The 18203-nt window shown below is 75.0% G+C and carries 13 protein-coding genes; 8 read left to right on the top strand and 5 right to left on the bottom strand.

What is annotated here, in order from left to right; all coding sequences use genetic code 11:
• The first annotated feature begins 434 nt into the window (after positions 1 to 434).
• Entirely contained in the window at positions 435 to 2030 is a 1596-nt protein-coding gene (gene guaA / locus ACPC54_RS21565; protein ID WP_498966840.1) for a glutamine-hydrolyzing GMP synthase, read from the top strand.
• A 188-nt stretch (positions 2031 to 2218) separates the two neighbouring features.
• Entirely contained in the window at positions 2219 to 3238 is a 1020-nt protein-coding gene (locus ACPC54_RS21570) for a Rieske (2Fe-2S) protein (protein ID WP_498966842.1), read from the top strand.
• Positions 3239 to 3254: 16 nt separating this feature from the next.
• Here the strand turns inward: ACPC54_RS21570 and ACPC54_RS21575 are convergent, their stop codons facing one another.
• Entirely contained in the window at positions 3255 to 3461 is a 207-nt protein-coding gene (locus ACPC54_RS21575) for a hypothetical protein (RefSeq protein WP_498966843.1), read from the bottom strand.
• Entirely contained in the window at positions 3458 to 4879 is a 1422-nt protein-coding gene (locus ACPC54_RS21580) for a PspC domain-containing protein (RefSeq protein ID WP_498966845.1), read from the bottom strand. The genes ACPC54_RS21575 and ACPC54_RS21580 overlap by 4 nt, the downstream gene beginning before the upstream one ends.
• Before the next feature lie 134 nt (positions 4880 to 5013).
• Between ACPC54_RS21580 and ACPC54_RS21585 the strand changes: the two genes are divergently transcribed.
• From ACPC54_RS21585 to pcrA, 3 genes are all read left to right on the top strand, one after another.
• The gene (locus tag ACPC54_RS21585) at positions 5014 to 6486 is read left to right on the top strand and encodes a PspC domain-containing protein (protein WP_498966847.1); all 1473 of its coding nucleotides are present in this window, start codon (positions 5014 to 5016) and stop codon (positions 6484 to 6486) included.
• Positions 6479 to 7156, top strand: coding sequence for a LuxR C-terminal-related transcriptional regulator (locus tag ACPC54_RS21590; protein WP_498966849.1), 678 nt, complete (start codon positions 6479 to 6481; stop codon positions 7154 to 7156). Before ACPC54_RS21585 ends, ACPC54_RS21590 begins: the two co-directional genes overlap by 8 nt.
• Positions 7157 to 7278: 122 nt before the next feature.
• Positions 7279 to 9966, top strand: a complete 2688-nt coding sequence (pcrA, locus tag ACPC54_RS21595; protein ID WP_498966851.1) for a DNA helicase PcrA — start codon at positions 7279 to 7281, stop codon at positions 9964 to 9966.
• Position 9967: 1 nt separating this feature from the next.
• Here the strand turns inward: pcrA and ACPC54_RS21600 are convergent, their stop codons facing one another.
• Positions 9968 to 10744 (bottom strand): M23 family metallopeptidase, encoded by a 777-nt coding sequence (locus ACPC54_RS21600; RefSeq protein WP_498966853.1) that lies wholly within the window; start codon positions 10742 to 10744, stop codon positions 9968 to 9970.
• Between the two features lie 319 nt (positions 10745 to 11063).
• On the opposite strand from ACPC54_RS21600, the gene icmB reads away from it, so the two are divergent.
• A complete protein-coding gene (gene icmB / locus ACPC54_RS21605; RefSeq protein WP_498966854.1) occupies positions 11064 to 11471 on the top strand; it encodes a coenzyme B12-dependent isobutyryl CoA mutase small subunit in 408 nt (135 codons plus the stop codon).
• Between the two features lie 112 nt (positions 11472 to 11583).
• On the opposite strand, the gene ACPC54_RS21610 is transcribed toward icmB, so the two are convergent.
• On the bottom strand, positions 11584 to 13194 hold the full coding sequence (locus tag ACPC54_RS21610; protein ID WP_498966856.1) for a DUF5691 domain-containing protein: 1611 nt from the start codon (positions 13192 to 13194) through the stop codon (positions 11584 to 11586).
• 11 nt (positions 13195 to 13205) lie between these two features.
• The gene (locus ACPC54_RS21615; protein ID WP_498966858.1) at positions 13206 to 14516 is read right to left on the bottom strand and encodes an SWIM zinc finger family protein; all 1311 of its coding nucleotides are present in this window, start codon (positions 14514 to 14516) and stop codon (positions 13206 to 13208) included.
• Between the two features lie 180 nt (positions 14517 to 14696).
• Here ACPC54_RS21615 and ACPC54_RS21620 point away from each other — a divergent pair, with 180 nt between their 5' ends.
• Both ACPC54_RS21620 and ACPC54_RS21625 read left to right on the top strand, forming a co-directional pair.
• Positions 14697 to 15779, top strand: a complete 1083-nt coding sequence (locus ACPC54_RS21620) for an ATP-binding protein (protein ID WP_498966859.1) — start codon at positions 14697 to 14699, stop codon at positions 15777 to 15779.
• Positions 15776 to 18202, top strand: coding sequence for a DUF5682 family protein (locus ACPC54_RS21625; RefSeq protein ID WP_498966861.1), 2427 nt, complete (start codon positions 15776 to 15778; stop codon positions 18200 to 18202). Before ACPC54_RS21620 ends, ACPC54_RS21625 begins: the two co-directional genes overlap by 4 nt.
• Position 18203 lies beyond the last annotated feature (1 nt).

The raw sequence follows: 18203 nt of genomic DNA on the forward strand, positions 1-18203 counted from the left end.
GTCCGGGCGTCCCCGAGGGCCGGCCGCCCCACCTCTGCTGACCCAGTCGCGGCCGGGGTCGCTGTCCCCTGCTGGCCGGCCGCGACACCCGCGCACGGTCCCACGGTGCCGCGCTCCCCGGCGGGCCGGGGCGGCGGCGCCACATGCGCCGGTGGACTGGGGTGGAGCTCCACGCGTGGTCCTGCTGCCCGTGCGGCGTGCCCCCGGCCGGGGGCGGCGGCGGCGCGTCTGGCGGGCGCGGCGCGGCCGTACGGTCGTAGGAAGCAACGAACCGGAGGCCCGCCCGGTCACGGTCGTTCGGACGGGCAGACGAGTGAAACCGGACAGCCCGGTAGAATCGGTGTCCAGACACCCCACACCCGTCCGCCGCCGCCCGCCCCGCCGGGAAGGTGGTCCGGCGAGACACCCTCGATACCGCTGCCGGAAGGCCGTCCGTGTCCTCTGCAATTCCCGTCCAGCCCGTACCGGACAACGACACCGTCCTGGTCGTCGACTTCGGTGCCCAGTACGCCCAGCTCATCGCCCGTCGGGTGCGTGAGGCGCGGGTCTACAGCGAGATCGTGCCGAGCAGCATGCCGGTCGCCGAGATGCTCGCCAAGAACCCGAAGGCGATCATCCTCTCCGGCGGTCCGTCGTCGGTCTACGAAGAGGGCGCGCCGCAGCTCGACCGTGCGATCTTCGAGGCCGGTGTCCCGGTCTTCGGCATGTGCTACGGCTTCCAGCTGATGGCCAAGACCCTCGGCGGCACCGTCGACAACAACGGCGCCCGCGAGTACGGCCGCACCCCGCTGACGGTGTCCCGGAGCGGTTCCACCCTGTTCGAGGGCGTCCCGGCGCAGCACTCGGTGTGGATGTCGCACGGCGACGCGTGCTCGGCGGCCCCGGAGGGCTTCACCGTCACCGCCTCCACCGACCTCGTCCCGGTCGCGGCCTTCGAGAACGACGAGGCCCGCCTGTACGGCGTCCAGTACCACCCCGAGGTGCTGCACTCCGACCACGGCCAGCAGATCCTGGAGCACTTCCTCTACCGCGGCGCCGGCATCGCCCCGACCTGGACCACCGGCAGCGTGGTCGAGGAGCAGATCGCCCTGATCCGCGAGCAGGTCGGCGACAAGCGCGCGATCTGCGGCCTGTCCGGCGGCGTGGACTCCGCGGTCGCCGCCGCCCTGGTCAACAAGGCCATCGGCGACCGGCTGACCTGCGTCTACGTCGACCACGGCCTGATGCGCAAGGGCGAGACCGAGCAGGTCGAGAAGGACTTCGTGGCCGCCACCGGCGTGCAGCTGAAGGTCGTCGACGCCTCCGAGCGCTTCCTGAACGCGCTGAAGGGGGTCACCGACCCCGAGGAGAAGCGCAAGATCATCGGCCGCGAGTTCATCCGGGTCTTCGAGCAGGCCCAGGCCGAGATCGTGGCCGAGGCCGGCGAGCAGGGCGAGTCGGTGGACTTCCTGGTCCAGGGCACCCTGTACCCGGACGTGGTGGAGTCCGGTGGCGGCACCGGCACCGCCAACATCAAGTCCCACCACAACGTCGGCGGCCTGCCCGAGGACCTGCAGTTCCAGCTGGTCGAGCCGCTGCGCAAGCTGTTCAAGGACGAGGTCCGGATGGTCGGCCAGGAGCTGGGCCTGCCGGAGGAGATCGTCCAGCGCCAGCCGTTCCCGGGCCCCGGCCTGGGCATCCGGATCGTCGGCGAGGTCACCGAGGAGCGGCTGGACCTGCTCCGCGACGCCGACGCGATCGCCCGCGAGGAGCTGACCGCGGCCGGTCTGGACCGCGAGATCTGGCAGTGCCCGGTCGTGCTGCTCGCCGACGTCCGCAGCGTGGGCGTGCAGGGCGACGGCCGCACCTACGGTCACCCGATCGTGCTGCGCCCGGTCTCGTCCGAGGACGCCATGACCGCCGACTGGTCGCGCCTGCCGTACGACGTGCTGGCCAAGATCTCCACCCGGATCACCAACGAGGTCCGCGACGTGAACCGCGTCGTCGTCGACGTCACCAGCAAGCCGCCGGGCACCATCGAGTGGGAGTGATCACTCCCGCCGGTCGCTGACCCGACCGGAGCCTCGACGGCCGCGCCGTCGTTCCCTGACCCGAGGGAGCGGCGGCGCGGCCGTTCGCGGTCCCGGGGGTGGGACCTCCCACCGAAAGCGTTCAGGACCGGGCAGAATGCGGGGCGGACCTGTCAGGCAGTGGCAGGCCGCGAGGGAAGGTGTGAGGGATGTCGGAGGCCAGCAACTCCGTGCCGGTCGACGGGGGAGCGGCCGGCCGGGCCGACCGGGCGGCGCAGCGGCGGGCGCTCGCGTCCCGGTACGCGCTGCTGCCCCTGCGGCTGTTCCTCGGCGTCACCCTCGTCTACGCCGCGCTCGACAAGCTCTCCGACGCGCACTTCCTGGCCGGCGCGGGCGACCCGGCCTCGTTCGTCTCGCAGACCCGGGCGGCCAAGGCGGGCGGCAGCCTGATCTCCTTCCTGCTCGGCCCGGCCCTCGACCACTCCACCCTGTTCTCGCTGGCCATCGCCTTCGGCGAGCTGGCGGTCGGCCTCGGCACCCTGCTCGGCCTCTGGGGCCGGATGGCGGCGCTCGGCGGCGCGCTGATCAGCCTCAGCCTCTGGCTGACCGTCAGCTGGAACGTCTCGCCGTACTACCTCGGCAACGACCTCGCCTACCTGATGGCCTGGACGCCGCTGCTGCTGGCCGGCACGCCGTACCTGTCGGTGGACGGCTACCTGGCCCGGCGGGCCGGGCGGGACCGTTCGCGCGGGCTGACCGAGGAGCACGTCAGGCGCCGGGCGGTGATGGACGGCGGGATCGCGGCGGTCGCGATCGGCGGCGCCGGGCTGCTCGCCGGCTCGCTGACCCGCACCTTCGGCCGGGACAGGACGGCCGCCCCCAAGCAGTCCGCGGCCCCCGTCTCCGCCGCCCCGGCGCAGGCCCCCGCGGTGGCCGCGGCGAGCGTGCCGGTCGGCGGCTCGGCCCAGGTCAAGGACCCGGCCACCGGGGACGCCGTCTACATCGTGCAGCCCAAGGCGGGCCAGTACTGCGGCCTCTCCGCGGTGTGCACCCACTCCGGCTGCGCGGTGGACGCCCCGAAGAACGGCCAGCTGTACTGCCCGTGCCACGGCTCGCGCTTCGACGCCGCCACCGGCGCGGTGGTCAACGGCCCGGCGACCAAGCCGCTGCCGAAGTACACCGTGACCAGAAACGGCGACCAGCTGAACCTCGGGCCGCTGCAGAGCTGAGCCGGGGCGGGAGCTCCTACTCGCGCTCGCCGCGGCCGCGCCGGGCGACCGCCACCACCGCGCCGATCAGGCCGCCGGCGCCGAGCACGATGAAGGCGGTCGGGATGACGATCCGTCCGTTCACCGACTGGTCGTTGAGCGCCGCGACCAGGTAGACGACGGAGATCACGGTGAACAGCGCGCCCGCGATCAGCGAGAACACGTCGAGCCGGTGCTTCCTCACTGCTGGACCACCTTGATGTCGCCCAGCCCGATGCCGAGCTGGAGGTTGAGAGTGCCCTTCGCGGCCCGGCCGTTCGCCGGGGACAGCTGGTAGGTGTGCCGCCCGGTGCCGTCCTCGTGGCCGTCCGGGACGGAGACGTTGCCGAGGCCCACCCGGGCCACCACGGTCACGTCGACGTCCGGCGGCAGGACGACGGTCACCTCGCCGACGCCCAGGTCGACCTTGGTGGCGAGGGCGGCGCCGGCCGGGTCGAGCCCGGAGAGGTCGAGCCTGATCTCGCCGGCCCCGAGGTTGTAGCGGTCCCGCAGGTCGCTCGCGGTGGCGACGGTCCAGGTGCGCTCGCCGACCGCGTTCTGCATCGAGTGCGGCGAGCGGCCGACGGCGGACAGCGCCAGGGTGGCCAGCAGGCCGATCACCGCGAGCTTGCGGGCCTTGCCGAACTTCGCGGCGAGCAGCAGGGTCAGGCCCACCACCAGCAGCCCGCCGGCCAGCGCCACCTGGCTGAGCTTGGTGACGTCGGTGTGCCCGTAGTTCGCCGACCAGATCGCGGCGCCCACGCCGATCGCCAGGACGAAGCCGAAGAAGCCGAGCGCCGAGCGCTCCTTGGGGTGGCGGACCACGGCCGGCTCGCGGCGGCGCGGCGGGCCGTCCTTGCGCAGCGGGTCGCCCTCCGGCAGGTCGGGGCGCTGCCACCAGGGACGGGCCGCGCCGACCGGCGTCGGCGGGCTGTACGGCGCAGCGGGCGTCGCGTCGGTGCCGTACGGGTTGCGCTCGGGGTGGCGCGGGTCCCACAGGTAGCCGCTCGGGCCGGGGGCCGGGGTGTCGGACGGGACGGTCCCGGCGGCCCGGGCGGCGGCGTGCGCGGCCCGGGCCGCCTCGTCCTCGCCCGGCCGCGGCCAGGCGTACCCGCCGGCCTCGGCGTACAGCCGGTCGTACGGGCCGCCGCGACGGCGCCCGCGCCGGCGGCCGCGGCGCCGCTCCGGGTCGTAGCGCACCGCGAGGAACACCAGCCCGGCGAGCAGCAGCAGCGGGAACATCTGGTCGCCGTCGCCCATCGAGGAGAAGAAGACCCCGGTGCCGATCACGGTCAGCAGCACCGCGCCGATCGACTGGCCGTCCACCCGGCCGGTGAGCACCCGCTGGAGTTCGGTGCGCCCGCCCTTGCCCGCGGCGTCGGTGCTGCCCTCGGTCGGGACGACCAGCCAGGCCAGGCCGTACAGGAACAGCCCGAGGCCGCCGGAGAGGCAGAGCACCACGGTGACCACCCGGAAGACCACCGGGTCGATGTCCAGGTGCCGTCCGAGGCCGCCGCAGACTCCGGCCACCACGCGGTGGTGTTCGGCCCTGGTCAGCGGGGGGCGGTCCGGCTCCGGCGGGGCGGCGGGCCCGGCCTCCTCGATGCGGTGGTCCTCGGTCATGGGGACCATCCTTCCGGCTGGTCCCGGCCGCGCCCAACCGGGAGCAGCCCTGCCCGTACCCTGACTTGTCCCTGATAACGGGTAGGGAGACACCCTGATGCGCCCGCGGGCGCCCGCGTGGAACCATCGGTGCCGTGGCAGCACCCGGTACCGATCCCCGCCCCCTCGCCCCCGACAGCAGCTCGGCCGGCGCCGACCCCGGCGCACCCGGCGAGCGCCCGCCGTACCGCCGGCTCTACCGCAGCCCGCACGGGCGGATGATGGGCGGCGTCGCGCACGGCCTGGCGGTGCACCTCGGGCTGCCGGTGCGGTGGGTGCGGCTGGCGTTCGTGCTGCTGTTCTTCGCGCAGGGGATCGGCGCGCTGCTGTACGCCGCGTTCTGGTTCGTGGTGCCGATCGGCATCGGCGAGCCCGCGCGGCGCGGCGCCGCGCAGTGGGTGTACGTCAACGGCGGCTTCGTCCCGGCCGGCGGCGGGCAGCAGGGCAGCCCGCTGACCAAGGGCCGCGGCGGCGGCCGGCTCGGGCGGCTGCGCGAACTGCTGCAGCACACCCTGCAGGGCGAGCCGCTCGCGCCGGTGCCCCCGGCCGCAGGCCAGGGCGAGGAGGCCGCGGCGGCGCCGGCCGGCCGCGGCGGGCAGGGCGGGCTCGGCCAACTCGCCGCCCTGGTCGTGCTGGTGATCGGCCTGATCGTGCTGCTCAACGTGCTCGGCTGGCAGCCCGCCAAGCCGTACACCTGGCCGCTGCTGGCGATCGGCGTCGGCGTGGCGCTGGTCTGGCGGCAGGCCGACGACTCGCGCTGGCAGCGCTGGTTCGGCCTGGAGGAGGGCGAGAAGCGGCGCGGCGCCTACACCCGGGTCGGCGGCGGCGTGCTGCTCGTGGTCGCCGGCACCATCGCGCTGCTCGCCGTGCAGGGCAGCGGCTCGACCATCGGCTCGGTGATCCAGGCCTCGCTCGCGGTCCTCGCCGGCGTGCTGGTGCTGCTCGGCCCGTACGGCCTGCGGCTGTGGCAGGACCTCGGCGCCGAGCGCACCGCCCGCATCCGCGCCCAGGAGCGCGCGGAGATCGCCGCGCACATCCACGACTCGGTGCTGCACACCCTGACCCTGATCCAGCGCCGCGCCGAGGACCCCAAGGAGGTGCAGCGGCTGGCCCGCTCGCAGGAGCGCGAGCTGCGGCTGTGGCTGTACCGCCCGGAGGCCGCCGCGGAGGCCGCGCCGGACACCATGGCGGAGAGCCTGCGCGCCGCCGTCGCCGAGGTCGAGGACCGGCACGGTGTCCCGGTCGAGCTGGTCGTCGTCGGCGACTGCCCGATGGACGAGAAGATCGCGGCACAGATGCAGGCCGCGAGGGAGGCGACCGTCAACGCGGCCAAGTACGGTGGCGGGGGACCGGTCCAGGTCTACGCCGAGGTGGAGGGGCGGAAGGTGTCGGTGTTCGTGCGCGACCACGGCCCCGGCTTCGACCCCGACACGGTGCCCGAGGACCGGATGGGCGTACGGGAGTCGATCATCGGCCGGATGAAGCGCCACGGCGGCACCGCCCGGGTGCGGCCGGCGGCGGGTGGCGGTACCGAGGTCGAGCTGGAGATGGAGAGAACGAATGACTGAGGCAGCTCCGGAGCGTGCGGCACGGGTCGTCCTGGTGGACGACCACCGGATGTTCCGGACGGGGGTCAGGGCCGAGATCGGCCGTACCGAGGTGACCGGCATCGACGTGGTCGGCGAGGCCGACGACGTCGACTCCGCGGTCCGCGTGGTCGCCGAGACCAGGCCGGACGTGGTGCTGCTCGACGTCCACCTGCCCGGCGGCGGCGGCGTCGAGGTGCTGCGCCGCTCGGTCGGCGTGATGGGGGATCAGGGGGGAGTCAAGTTCCTGGCGCTGTCCGTCTCGGACGCCGCCGAGGACGTCATCGGCGTGATCCGCGGCGGTGCGCGCGGCTACGTCACCAAGACCATCACCGGCACCGACCTGGTCGACGCGATCTTCCGGATCGCGGACGGCGACGCGGTGTTCTCGCCCCGGCTGGCGGGCTTCGTGCTGGACGCCTTCGCCGCCACCGACACCCCGCCGGTGGACGAGGACCTCGACCGGCTCACCCAGCGCGAGCGCGAGGTGCTGCGGCTGATCGCCCGCGGCTACGCGTACAAGGAGATCGCCAAGCAGCTGTTCATCTCGGTGAAGACGGTCGAGAGCCACGTCTCCGCCGTGCTGCGCAAGCTGCAGCTCAGCAACCGCCACGAGCTGACCCGCTGGGCCACCGCCCGCCGCCTGGTCTGAGCACCGGGCCTGAGCACCCGGCCTGAGCACCCGGCCTGAGCGCCCGGTCGTCGAGCCCGTCCGCCCCGGTTCCGTTCGGGCGGGCGGGCTTGTCGGTGGGTGGCCATAGACTCGGCAGTGCCATGAATAGCCTCTTTGACGACCTCCCGCTCCCCGGTTTCGAGGCTCCTGCCGCCGGGTCGAAGCAGCCCGCCGCGCCGATCGACGCCATCGACGAGGAGCCCCCGCCGTACGAGGACGACCAGCCGTACGGGGAGGAGCAGTCGTACGACGCCTACGAGGAGGCCATCCCGGAGGGGCTGTTCCAGACCGACCACGCCGCGGAGGCCGAGCGGGACGCCTGGTACCGCAACGGCGCCGCCCGGACGGTGGTGGATCCGGCGCAGCTGCTGGAGGGCATGAACGACCCGCAGCGCGAGGCCGTGCTGCACGCCGGCTCGCCGCTGCTGATCGTGGCCGGCGCCGGCTCCGGCAAGACCCGGGTGCTGACCCACCGGATCGCCCACCTGCTGGGCGCGCGCGGTGTGCAGCCGGGCGAGATCCTGGCGATCACCTTCACCAACAAGGCCGCGGGCGAGATGCGCGAGCGCGTCGAGGCGCTGGTCGGCCCGCGCGCCCGGGCGATGTGGGTGTCCACCTTCCACAGCGCCTGCGTGCGGATCCTGCGCCGCGAGTCCAAGCAGCTGGGCTTCACCTCCAGCTTCTCGATCTACGACTCGGCCGACTCGCAGCGGCTGATGGCGCTGGTCTGCCGCGACCTCGACCTGGACCCGAAGCAGTTCCCGCCGAAGTCCTTCACGGCGAAGATCAGCAACCTGAAGAACGAGCTGATCGACGAGGAGACCTTCGCCGACCAGGCCGCCAACCCGATGGAGAAGAAGCTCGCCGAGGCGTACGCGCTGTACCAGCGGCGGCTGCGCGAGGCCAACGCGCTGGACTTCGACGACATCATCATGACGACGGTGAACCTGCTGCAGGCCTTCCCCGACGTCGCCGAGCACTACCGGCGCCGGTTCCGGCACATCCTGGTCGACGAGTACCAGGACACCAACCACGCCCAGTACATGCTGGTCCGCGAGCTGAGCGGGGGCTCCGTCGCCGCCGCGCCCAAGCGCACCGCGGACGGGGACTTCGTGAACCCGGCCGCCGCGCAGCTGGCCGAGGTGCCGCCCGCCGAGCTGTGCGTGGTCGGTGACGCGGACCAGTCGATCTACGCCTTCCGCGGCGCGACCATCCGCAACATCCTCCAGTTCGAGGAGGACTACCCGAACGCGACCACGATCCTGCTGGAGCAGAACTACCGCTCCACGCAGACCATCCTGAGCGCCGCCAACGCCGTCATCGAGCGCAACGCCAACCGCCGCGAGAAGAAGCTGTGGACGGCCGGCGAGCACGGCGAGAAGGTCATCGGCTACGTCGCGGACGACGAGCACGGCGAGGCCCAGTTCATCGCCGACGAGATCGACCGGCTCACCGACAAGGGCGAGGCCAAGCCCGGCGACGTCGCGATCTTCTACCGGACCAACGCGCAGTCCCGAGTGTTCGAGGAGGTGTTCATCCGGGTCGGCCTGCCGTACAAGGTGGTCGGCGGGGTGCGCTTCTACGAGCGCAAGGAGGTCCGGGACGTCCTGGCGTACCTGCGGGTGCTCTCCAACCCGGAGGACACCGTGCCGCTGCGCCGGATCCTCAACGTGCCCAAGCGCGGCATCGGCGAGCGCGCCGAGGCGATGATCGACGCGCTGGCCGCGCGGGAGCGGATCTCCTTCGCCCAGGCGCTGGTACGGGTCGACGAGGCGTACGGGATGGCCGCGCGCTCGGCCAACGCGGTGAAGAAGTTCAACGTCCTGATGGCCGGGCTGCGCCAGGTCGTCGAGTCGGGCGCGGGCCCGGCGGCGGTGCTGGAGGCCGTCCTGGAGGAGACCGGCTACCTGGCCGAGCTGCAGTCCTCCACCGACCCGCAGGACGAGACCCGGGTGGAGAACCTGCAGGAGCTCGCCTCCGTCGCCCTGGAGTACGAGCAGGACCCGGGCGAGCGGCCGGACGCCGGCGAGGAGGGCACGCCGCCGGTCGGCTCGCTGGCCGACTTCCTGGAGCGGGTCGCGCTGGTCGCCGACTCGGACCAGCTCCCGGACGCGAAGCAGTACGGGACGGAAGGAGGAAGTCCGGACGAGAACGAGAACGAGGACGGGCAGGGCGTCATCACGATGATGACCCTGCACACCGCCAAGGGCCTGGAGTTCCCGGTCGTCTTCCTGACCGGCATGGAGGACGGGATCTTCCCGCACATGCGGGCGCTCAACCAGGTCAAGGAGCTGGAGGAGGAGCGCCGGCTCGCCTACGTCGGGCTCACCCGGGCGCGCGAGCGGCTCTACCTGACCCGCTCGGTGCTGCGCAGCGCCTGGGGGCAGCCGGCCTACAACCCGGCCTCGCGGTTCCTGGACGAGATCCCGGACACGCTGGTCGAGTGGAAGCGGATGGGTGCGGCGCAGGCGCCCGCCCCGCGGGGCTTCTCCTCGGGCTCGTCCTGGGGCAAGTCCTCGTCCGGGGGCGGGAGTTCGCGCTCCGCCGGGGCTTCGTCCGCGGCCAAGCCGAAGGCGGGCTGGGGGCAGTCGGCGCGGCGCGGCGGCCAGGTCGTGGAACGCGAGGGGGTCTCGCTCGCGGTCGGCGACCGGGTCACCCACGACAGCTTCGGGCTGGGCACCGTGGTGGCCGTCACCGGCGTCGGCGACCGGGCGCAGGCCACCGTCGACTTCGGCACCGAGGGGCGCAAGCAGCTGCTGCTGCGCTACGCGCCCGTCGAGAAGCTGTGAACTAGCGGGGGTCCAGGCCGTTCTGGAGGAACCACGGCAGCGGGTCGACCGGCCCGCTGCCGTCCGCCGGGCGGATCTCGAAGTGCAGGTGCGGCCCGGTGCTGTTGCCGCTGCTGCCGACGAAGGCGATCACGTCGCCCTGCTTCACCGGCCCCTTGCGGACCTTGTACTTCTGCAGGTGGCACATCCAGGCCTCGGTGCCGTCCGGCATCTTGAGTATCGACATGTAGCCGTAGAACGGGTTCCACTGGGTGCGGATCGTGCCGTCGGTGACGGCGTAGACCTCGGAGCCGCCGTCCACCGGGAAGTCGATGCCGGTGTGGCGGCGCATCCAGTGGGTGCCGGAGGCGCCGAACAGTTCGCCGAGGCCGTGCTTGGCGACCGGCATGACCACCTTGGCCGCGGCCGGCTGGGCCGCGGGCTGCGCGGTGCTGTCGGTGGCGGGCTGGGCGCCGGCCAGCGGCTGCCGGGCGTCGCCGCGCGAGGCCTGGCCGGGCCCGTCCGCCGCGACGGCCTGCCGGGCGGCCTCGGCGGCGGCGGTGTGGTCCGGGGCGTCGGCGGCCGAGGCCTGGGCCGGCACCCGACCGTCCTCCTGCTGCACCACCGTGATCGCCGCGGCTCCCGCCACGCCGAGCGCGGCCACCGAGGGGACGGCGACGCGGAACAGCGCGGCCCGGGTGGCGGCCTTGGCGGCGCCGCGGCGGTGGGCACGGGACTGCTCGCGGGCGGCGAGGCGCAGCTCCGCACGGGTCGGGCGGGCGGCTGCGTCGGGAGCCATCGGGGGCTGCCTCCTCGGTGGGCCTCGGGCACGTCGTCGGGCGAGGGGAAAACAGCCGTGACTGTAGCCGCAAGGCCGACGCCCCCGAAAACCCTCCGCTTGTCAAGAGGTCGCCCGGGGGGCGGTGTTGGGCCTGGGAGCGGCGTTACTCGCCGGTAGCAAGGCTTTGGGCTGTGACTTTGCCCTCGTCTTGGGAGGCGGCTCGGTCTACCGGCCCCGGTGGCGCTACCCTCCCCTCAGGTTGGTTATTGACCGTTAACCGCGCCGATGGCCCACGAGGTCCGGTCGGATGGTGGACGACGAGGTCCAGGAGGCAGTGATGAGTGTGTCGGGGCCGATCCGTGTGGTGGTCGCCAAGCCGGGGCTCGACGGTCACGACCGTGGCGCCAAGGTCATCGCGCGCGCCCTGCGCGACGCCGGTATGGAGGTCATCTACACCGGGCTGCACCAGACCCCCGAGCAGGTCGTCGACACCGCGATCCAGGAGGACGCGGACGGCATCGGGCTGTCGATCCTGTCCGGCGCGCACATGACGCTGTGCGCCCGGGTGCTGGAGCTGCTGAAGGAGCGCGACGCGGCCGACATCAAGGTCTTCTGCGGCGGGATCATTCCGGACGAGGACATCGCCGAGCTGAAGGCGATGGGCGTCGCGGACATCTTCACCCCGGGCACGCCCACCCGGGACGTGGTCGCCTGGGTCGAGGCCAACCTGCGCACGGCGGTCTGACCGCAGGGACGTCGACGGCGGGCCGGCCCCTCACCGCGGGGGCCGGCCCGCCGTTTCGTGTGCCGGTCGGTCGGGCGGCCGGCTTCGTGCGCCGGCCTGTCGGCGCAGGGCTTCAGCCCTCCAGTTCGGCCAGCATCGCCGCCCGGAACCGCAGGGTGCCGGCCAGCCGGCCGAAGGTCTCCGACCAGGCCGAGTCCGGCGTCGCCCCGGCCGCCAACTCCTCGACGGCGGCGGCCGTTTCGGGCGCCAGCGCGCGCTCCGTCATCCCGAGCACCCCGCTGTGGCTCCACGGGTAGCCACCGGAGGAGGCGGCCCGGGCCAGCGCCGTCACCACGGCGGTGGACAGCGGCGGCGTCCACGGGGCCGCGCAGGCGCCGAGCAGCTGGAAGGCCTCGCCCAGGCCGTGCACCTCGATGAACGCGGCCGTCCAGGCGGCGCGCTCCTCGGGCGGCAGGACGGCCAGCAGCTTCGCCGGGGCGCCGGTGGCGCGCGGTGCGCGGGCCCGGCCGCCGCGCGCGGGCCCGGTCGGGGCCGGGCCGAGCAGCGCCCGGGCCCAGTCGGCGTCGTGCTGGCGGACGGCGGCGCGCGCCCAGGCCTCCCGCAGGTCGTCGGCCCAGCTGCTGCTGGTCTCGTCGATGCTGTCGCCGACCCGCAGCGCGAGCAGCTGGTCGGGCGTCAGCCCGGTGCTCTCCGGCCAGGCCGACAGCGGCGCGGCGGCCACCACCTCGCCGAACCACCAGGCCCGTTCGCCGCGCCCGGTCGGCGACTTGGGCGTGATGCCGTCCCGCTGCATGGCCGCGTCGCACTCGGCGGGCGGGGTGACCAGCAGGTGGGTGCCGGCCTCGGAGAGCCGGACGGCGGCCCGGGCCCGCTCCGCCATCCGGTGCGCCAGGGCCGAACCGGGCAGCGTGGAGAGCAGCTCGGCGGCGGTGGCCCGGACGTTCTTGCTGCGGTCGCCGAGGGCGGCCTCCAGGAAGGGCTCGTCGGCGGGGGACAGGCCGTCCTGCAGGGCGTCCAGGAACAGCAGCCGGTCCTCGGCGCGCTCGGTCGGCCAGGTGCTGCGCAGCAGCTCCAGCCCGGCGGCCGGATCGCTGCGGCGCAGCAGCGTCAGATGGGTGACCCGCTCGGCGAACAGGCCCTCGTGCCACGGCTGGTGGGCATTCCGGGCGCCCTCGTCGTGCTGGTCGCCGGGCCGTGCCGCCGGCCGGTCGGCGGCGGTGCGCAGCACGAACCGCCAGTCCGGGTTCCGCTCGGCCAGCCAGCGGCCCAGCGGGCCGGCCAGTGCGACGGCGTCGGCGCGCAGCTCGCTGCGGGCCCGGGCGGCGTCGAGCAGGCCGGGTATCAGCGCGGCGGGCGCCCGCAGGCCCCGGTCGCGGGCGGTGCCGAGCCACTGCGGCAGCAGCTCGGCCAGGTTGGCCAGGGTGGCGCCGCCGCCGGAGCGGCCGGTGAGCAGGACGCTCAGCCGGCGGGCGGCCGCCGCGGGGAGTTCGGGGCGGTGGTCCTCGGGCGCGGGGGGCCCGGGCGGCTCGGCGGCGGGGACGGGCAGTGCGCCGGCCCGGCGGCGGACGGCGGCGAGCGCGGCCAGCTCCAGCAGGGCGGCGGCCGGGTCGGTGCGGTCCACGGCGTCGGCGAGCGGCAGGGCGGCGGCCGGGAGCGGGCGGCGGTCGGTGCCGAGCAGGGCGGTGGTCTGCAGGGTCTCCCACGGGTCCTGGGTGATCGTCATGCTGGGTGCTCCTAAGAAGTGAGGCCGACCGGGTGCCGGTCGGCGGACCAGGCCGTGACCGGGGCGAAGCCCTGGTGGCCGTACTCGCCGAAGACGGTCAGCGGGCGGCCGGTGGAGACCGCGGTGAGCCGCCACAGCGCCGCCTCCGGTACGGCCGCGGGGCGGACGGACACGGTGTGGTGGCCGTCCGTCAGGTGCCAGCCGTCCGGGGTGCGGACCGGCACGACGCCGGCCAGCACGGTCGGCCAGCTGTCCAGCCACGGGTCGTCCGCCACCGCCATGCCGTACCCGGCGACCGCCTCGGCGACGGTGAGCCCGTCCGGCGGGGCCTGCGGGCCGGGCTCGGGCGCGCCGTACCGGGTGCCGAGGACGGCGCGCAGCGGGCGGGCGCCGGGGTGGAAGGCCAGTTCGGCCTCCAGCAGCCGGCCGGTGGGCAGGGCGAGGTCGGGGGCCTGGCCGGGGCGGCCGAAGGCGAGCAGCAGGGCGGGCCGGCCGGTCTTGGCGCCGCGCACCCAGACCCGGCGGGTGGTGAGCCGTTCGTCGGCGGTGTCCCGTGAGCCGAGGACCAGCCAGCGGTCCCGGACGGTCGGCCCGGACAGCACCTCGGCCGCGTCCAGGGTGTAGCCGACCCGGCTGCGGACGGTGGCGGCCAGCTCGGGCGGCAGCTCGTCGACCCGGGTGGCGGCGGTGGCCAGCAGGTGCAGCAGCGCGTACTCCTCCAGGAGCCGCTCCTGCGGCAGGGCGTCCAGCTCCCGCACCCTGGTGGCCAGGCCGGGGGCCTGCGCGTCGACCATCCGGGCGGCGACCTCCTCCCAGGGGCCGGCCGTGGACTGGTCGGCCAGGCCGTGCCGGACCCGGTCGGCGAGCCGCAGCCGCAGCTCGGCCGCGCCGGCCGCGACCCGGGCACCGCGCTTCTCGGCCCGGCGGCGGACGGCCTCCGGATCGGCGGCGGGCTTCTCGGCGCGCTTCTCCGCGGCCTTCTCGGCGCGCTCCTGACGGGCCTCCAGCCAGTCGGCGGCCCAGTCGGCCGGCTCGGCGACCGGGACGGCCTCGGGGGTGCCGCTCCAGAGCAGGAGGAGTCCGAGCGCGTGCTTGCACGGGAACTTCCGGCTGGGGCAGCTGCACTGGTAGGCGGGTGTGGCGAGTTCGATCACCGTGCGGTACGGCGTGCTGCCGCTGCCCTTGCACTCGCCCCAGAGCGCGGTGCCGTCGGTGCCCGCGCCGGACCACGGCGCGGGCGAGGAGAGCTTGCCCGCCGCCTTCTGCGACGCGGCGTCAGGGGCCAGGGACAGGACGTGTTCGGTGCTCCAGCGTTCCTCCATGCGACCGACCGTAGGCGGCGGCACTGACAACGACTGGCGGCCCGTCGCGGCCGGTCCCCGGCGTTGTCAGTGGCACGTTGCAGGGTTGGTCCCACAGGCCGGGACGCCGACCTGGCTCCCCCCGATCACCCCGCCGCCGGGGCACCCGTGTGCCCGGCGGCCGACCCGAAGGAGCCCGACATGACCGACGTTCTGCGGCAGCACGCCGAGGACGCCTTCGCCGGTGAACTGGCCGCCCTGGCCGCCCAGGACGACCGCCCGCGCCCCGAGCGGTGGAAGCTGTCGCCGTGGGCCGTCGCGACCTACCTGCTCGGCGGCGAGCTGCCGGACGGCACCGCGATCACCCCCAAGTACATCGGTCCGCGCCGGGTGGTGGAGGTCGCCGTCACCACCCTGGCGACGGACCGCGCGCTGCTGCTGCTCGGCGTGCCCGGCACCGCGAAGACCTGGGTGTCCGAGCACCTGGCCGCCGCGATCAGCGGCGACTCCACGATGCTGGTGCAGGGCACCGCCGGCACGCCCGAGGAGGCCGTCCGGTACGGCTGGAACTACGCCCAGCTGCTCACCAACGGCCCGAGCCGGGACGCCCTGGTGCCCTCGCCGCTGATGCGGGCGATGGCGGAGGGCCGGATCGCCCGGGTCGAGGAGCTGACCCGCATCCCGGCCGACGTGCAGGACAGCCTGATCACCATCCTGTCCGAGAAGACGCTCCCGATCCCGGAGCTGGGCACCGAGACGCAGGCCGTGCGTGGCTTCAACGTGATCGCCACCGCCAACGACCGCGACCGCGGCGTCAACGAGCTGTCCAGCGCGCTGCGCCGCCGCTTCAACACCGTGGTGCTGCCGTTGCCGGGCTCGCTGGAGGAGGAGGTCGACATCGTCAGCCGCCGGGTCAACCAGCTCGGCCGCTCCCTCGACCTGCCCGAACTGCCCGGCGGCGCCGAGGAGATCAGGCGGGTGGTCACCGTCTTCCGCGAGCTGCGGGCCGGCCTCACCACGGACGGCCGGACGAAGGTCAAGTCCCCGAGCGGCACCCTCTCCACCGCCGAGGCGATCTCCGTGGTCACCAACGGACTCGCGCTCGCCACCCACTTCGGCGACGGCGTGCTGCGCGCCGGGGACGTCACGGCCGGCATCCTCGGCGCCGTCGTCCGCGACCCGGTGGCCGACCAGGCGGTGTGGCGCGAGTACGTCGAAGGGGTGGTGCGCGAGCGCGACGGCTGGAAGGACTTCTACCGGGCCGCCCGCGAGGTCACCGCATGACCGCCCCCGAGCTCGCCCTGCTCGGCGTCCGGCACCACGGCCCCGGCTCGGCCCGGGCGGTGGCCGCCGCGCTGGCCCGGTGGCGGCCGGACGCGGTGCTGATCGAGGGCCCGCCGGAGGCCGACGCGGTCGTCCACCTCGCCGCCGAGAAGGACCTGGTGCCGCCGGTGGCCCTGCTCGCCCACGCGGTGGACGACCCGGCGAAGGCCGCCTTCTGGCCGTACGCCGAGTTCTCCCCGGAGTGGGTGGCGATCCGGTACGGCGTCGAGCACGACCTGCCGGTCCGCTTCATCGACCTGCCGGCCGGGTACGGCTTCGCGGCCGCCGAGGCGGCCGAACCGGCCGGGGCGGACGCGGCGCAGGCGCCCGCCGACCCGCTGGCGCTGCTCGCCGAGGCCGCCGGCCACGACGACGCGGAGCGCTGGTGGGAGGACGTGGTCGAGCACCGCGCCCCCGCGGCCGGCACCGGTTCCGCGGCCGACGCCGACGCGGACGCGGACACCGAGACCGACGCGGACACCGAGGCCGACATCGAAGCCGTCCTCGCGCCGTTCGCCGCCGTCGCCGAGGCGATGGGCGCACTGCGCGCCGAGGGCCTCGGCGAGTCCCGCCGCGACCTGCTGCGCGAGGCGCACATGCGCCAGCAGATCCGCGCCGCCCGCCGCGCCGGGCACCGGCGGATCGCCGTGGTCTGCGGCGCCTTCCACGTCCCCGCGCTGGCGACGATGCCCACCGTCGCCCACGACCGGGCGCTGCTCGCCGAGTTGCCGAAGAAGGTGAAGACGGACGTCACCTGGATCCCGTGGACGCACCGCCGGCTCTCCCAGGCCACCGGCTACGGCGCCGGCATCCAGTCGCCCGGCTGGTACCACCACCTGTTCACCACCGAGGGCGATCCGGTGCCGCGCTGGCTCACCCGGGCCGCCGACCTGCTGCGCGCCCAGGACCACCCGGTGTCCTCCGCGCACGTCATCGAGGCCGTCCGGCTCGCCGAGACGCTGGCCGTCCTGCGCGGCCGCCCGCTCGCCGGGCTGACCGAGACCATGGACGCCGTCCGCGCGGTGCTCTGCGAGGGCTCGGACGTCGCCCTGGAGCTCGTCCGGGACGGCCTGGTGGTCGGCGACGCGCTCGGTGAAGTCCCGGACGCCGCACCGGCGGTGCCGCTGCAGCGCGACCTGGCCCGGCTGCAGCGCTCGCTGCGGCTCAAGCCCGAGGCCAAGCCGAAGGAGCTCGACCTCGACCTGCGCAAGGACACCGACGCGGCCCGCTCCCGGCTGCTGCACCGGCTGCGGCTGCTGGGCGTCGAGTGGGGCGTGCCGGCCCGTTCCGCGGTCAACTCGACCGGGACGTTCCGGGAGAGCTGGCGGCTGCACTGGCAGCCCGAGTTCGCCGTGCGGATCGCCGAGGCCGCCCAGTGGGGCACCACGGTCGAGGAGGCGGCCGTCAACAAGGCGGTCGGCACCGCCCGCGCCGCCGGCGAACTCGCCGAGCTGACCGGCCTGGTGGAGACCTGCCTGCTCGCCGGGCTGTCCGGTGCGCTGCCCGCCGTGATGCGGGTGCTCGCCGACTGCGCCGCGCTGGACACCGACGTGGCGCACCTGGCCGGCGCGCTGCCCGCGCTCGTCCGGGCGCTGCGCTACGGCGACGTCCGCGGCACCGACCACGGCGCGCTCGCCGAGGCCGCAGTCGGCCTGGCCGACCGGGTCTGCGTCGGACTGCCGCCCGCCTGCGTCGGGTTGGACGCCGAGAGCGCCACCGCGATGCGCGCCCGGATCGACGAGGTGCACGGCGCGATCGGGCTGCTCGACCCCGGCACCGACGACGCGGACGACGCGGACGACGCGGACGACGCGGACGGCGTGGACGGCCCGGCCGCCGACCGGGACGCGCTCGCCGGGCGCTGGGCCGCCGCCCTGCACTCGCTCGCCCGCCGCGAGCCCACCGCGGGCCCGGCCACCGGCGCCCCGGGCCTGCTGCGCGGCCGGGCCGTCCGGCTGCTGCTGGACGACGGCCGGCTCGACTCGGCGGAGGCGGCCCGCCGCCTGCGGCTCGTCCTGTCCGCCGCCAACTCACCGGCGGACGCGGCGGGTTGGGTGGAGGGCTTCCTCACCGGCGGTGGCGCCCTGCTGCTGCACGACCCCCGGCTGCTGGCCCTGCTCGACGAGTGGCTGACCGGCGTCGGCGCCGAGGTCTTCACCGACGTCCTGCCGCTGCTGCGCCGCACCTTCGCCGGCCTGGAGGCGGGCGTGCGCAACACCATCGGCGGCCGGGTCGCGGCCGGCCCGCTGGGCGAGGCACCGGCCGCGGACGCCCCGGGCGGCGAGCTCGACGCGGCGCGCGCCGACGCCGCCGTCCCGGTGCTGGCCCTGCTGCTGGGCGTGCGCCCGAAGATCCCCCGCCAGGCCGCCGGCCGCAACACCTGAC

Source organism: Kitasatospora sp. NPDC094028, assembly GCF_049543595.1.
Taxonomy (GTDB): domain Bacteria; phylum Actinomycetota; class Actinomycetes; order Streptomycetales; family Streptomycetaceae; genus Kitasatospora.

Coding starts and splice junctions, on each gene's coding strand:
- pcrA (WP_498966851.1), top strand. CDS start 7,279: ATGAATAGCCTCTTTGACGACCTCCCGCTCCCCGGTTTCGAGGCTCCT.
- ACPC54_RS21610 (WP_498966856.1), bottom strand. CDS start 13,194: ATGACGATCACCCAGGACCCGTGGGAGACCCTGCAGACCACCGCCCTG.
- icmB (WP_498966854.1), top strand. CDS start 11,064: ATGAGTGTGTCGGGGCCGATCCGTGTGGTGGTCGCCAAGCCGGGGCTC.
- ACPC54_RS21580 (WP_498966845.1), bottom strand. CDS start 4,879: ATGACCGAGGACCACCGCATCGAGGAGGCCGGGCCCGCCGCCCCGCCG.
- ACPC54_RS21600 (WP_498966853.1), bottom strand. CDS start 10,744: ATGGCTCCCGACGCAGCCGCCCGCCCGACCCGTGCGGAGCTGCGCCTC.
- ACPC54_RS21615 (WP_498966858.1), bottom strand. CDS start 14,516: ATGGAGGAACGCTGGAGCACCGAACACGTCCTGTCCCTGGCCCCTGAC.
- ACPC54_RS21625 (WP_498966861.1), top strand. CDS start 15,776: ATGACCGCCCCCGAGCTCGCCCTGCTCGGCGTCCGGCACCACGGCCCC.
- ACPC54_RS21620 (WP_498966859.1), top strand. CDS start 14,697: ATGACCGACGTTCTGCGGCAGCACGCCGAGGACGCCTTCGCCGGTGAA.
- ACPC54_RS21590 (WP_498966849.1), top strand. CDS start 6,479: ATGACTGAGGCAGCTCCGGAGCGTGCGGCACGGGTCGTCCTGGTGGAC.
- ACPC54_RS21570 (WP_498966842.1), top strand. CDS start 2,219: ATGTCGGAGGCCAGCAACTCCGTGCCGGTCGACGGGGGAGCGGCCGGC.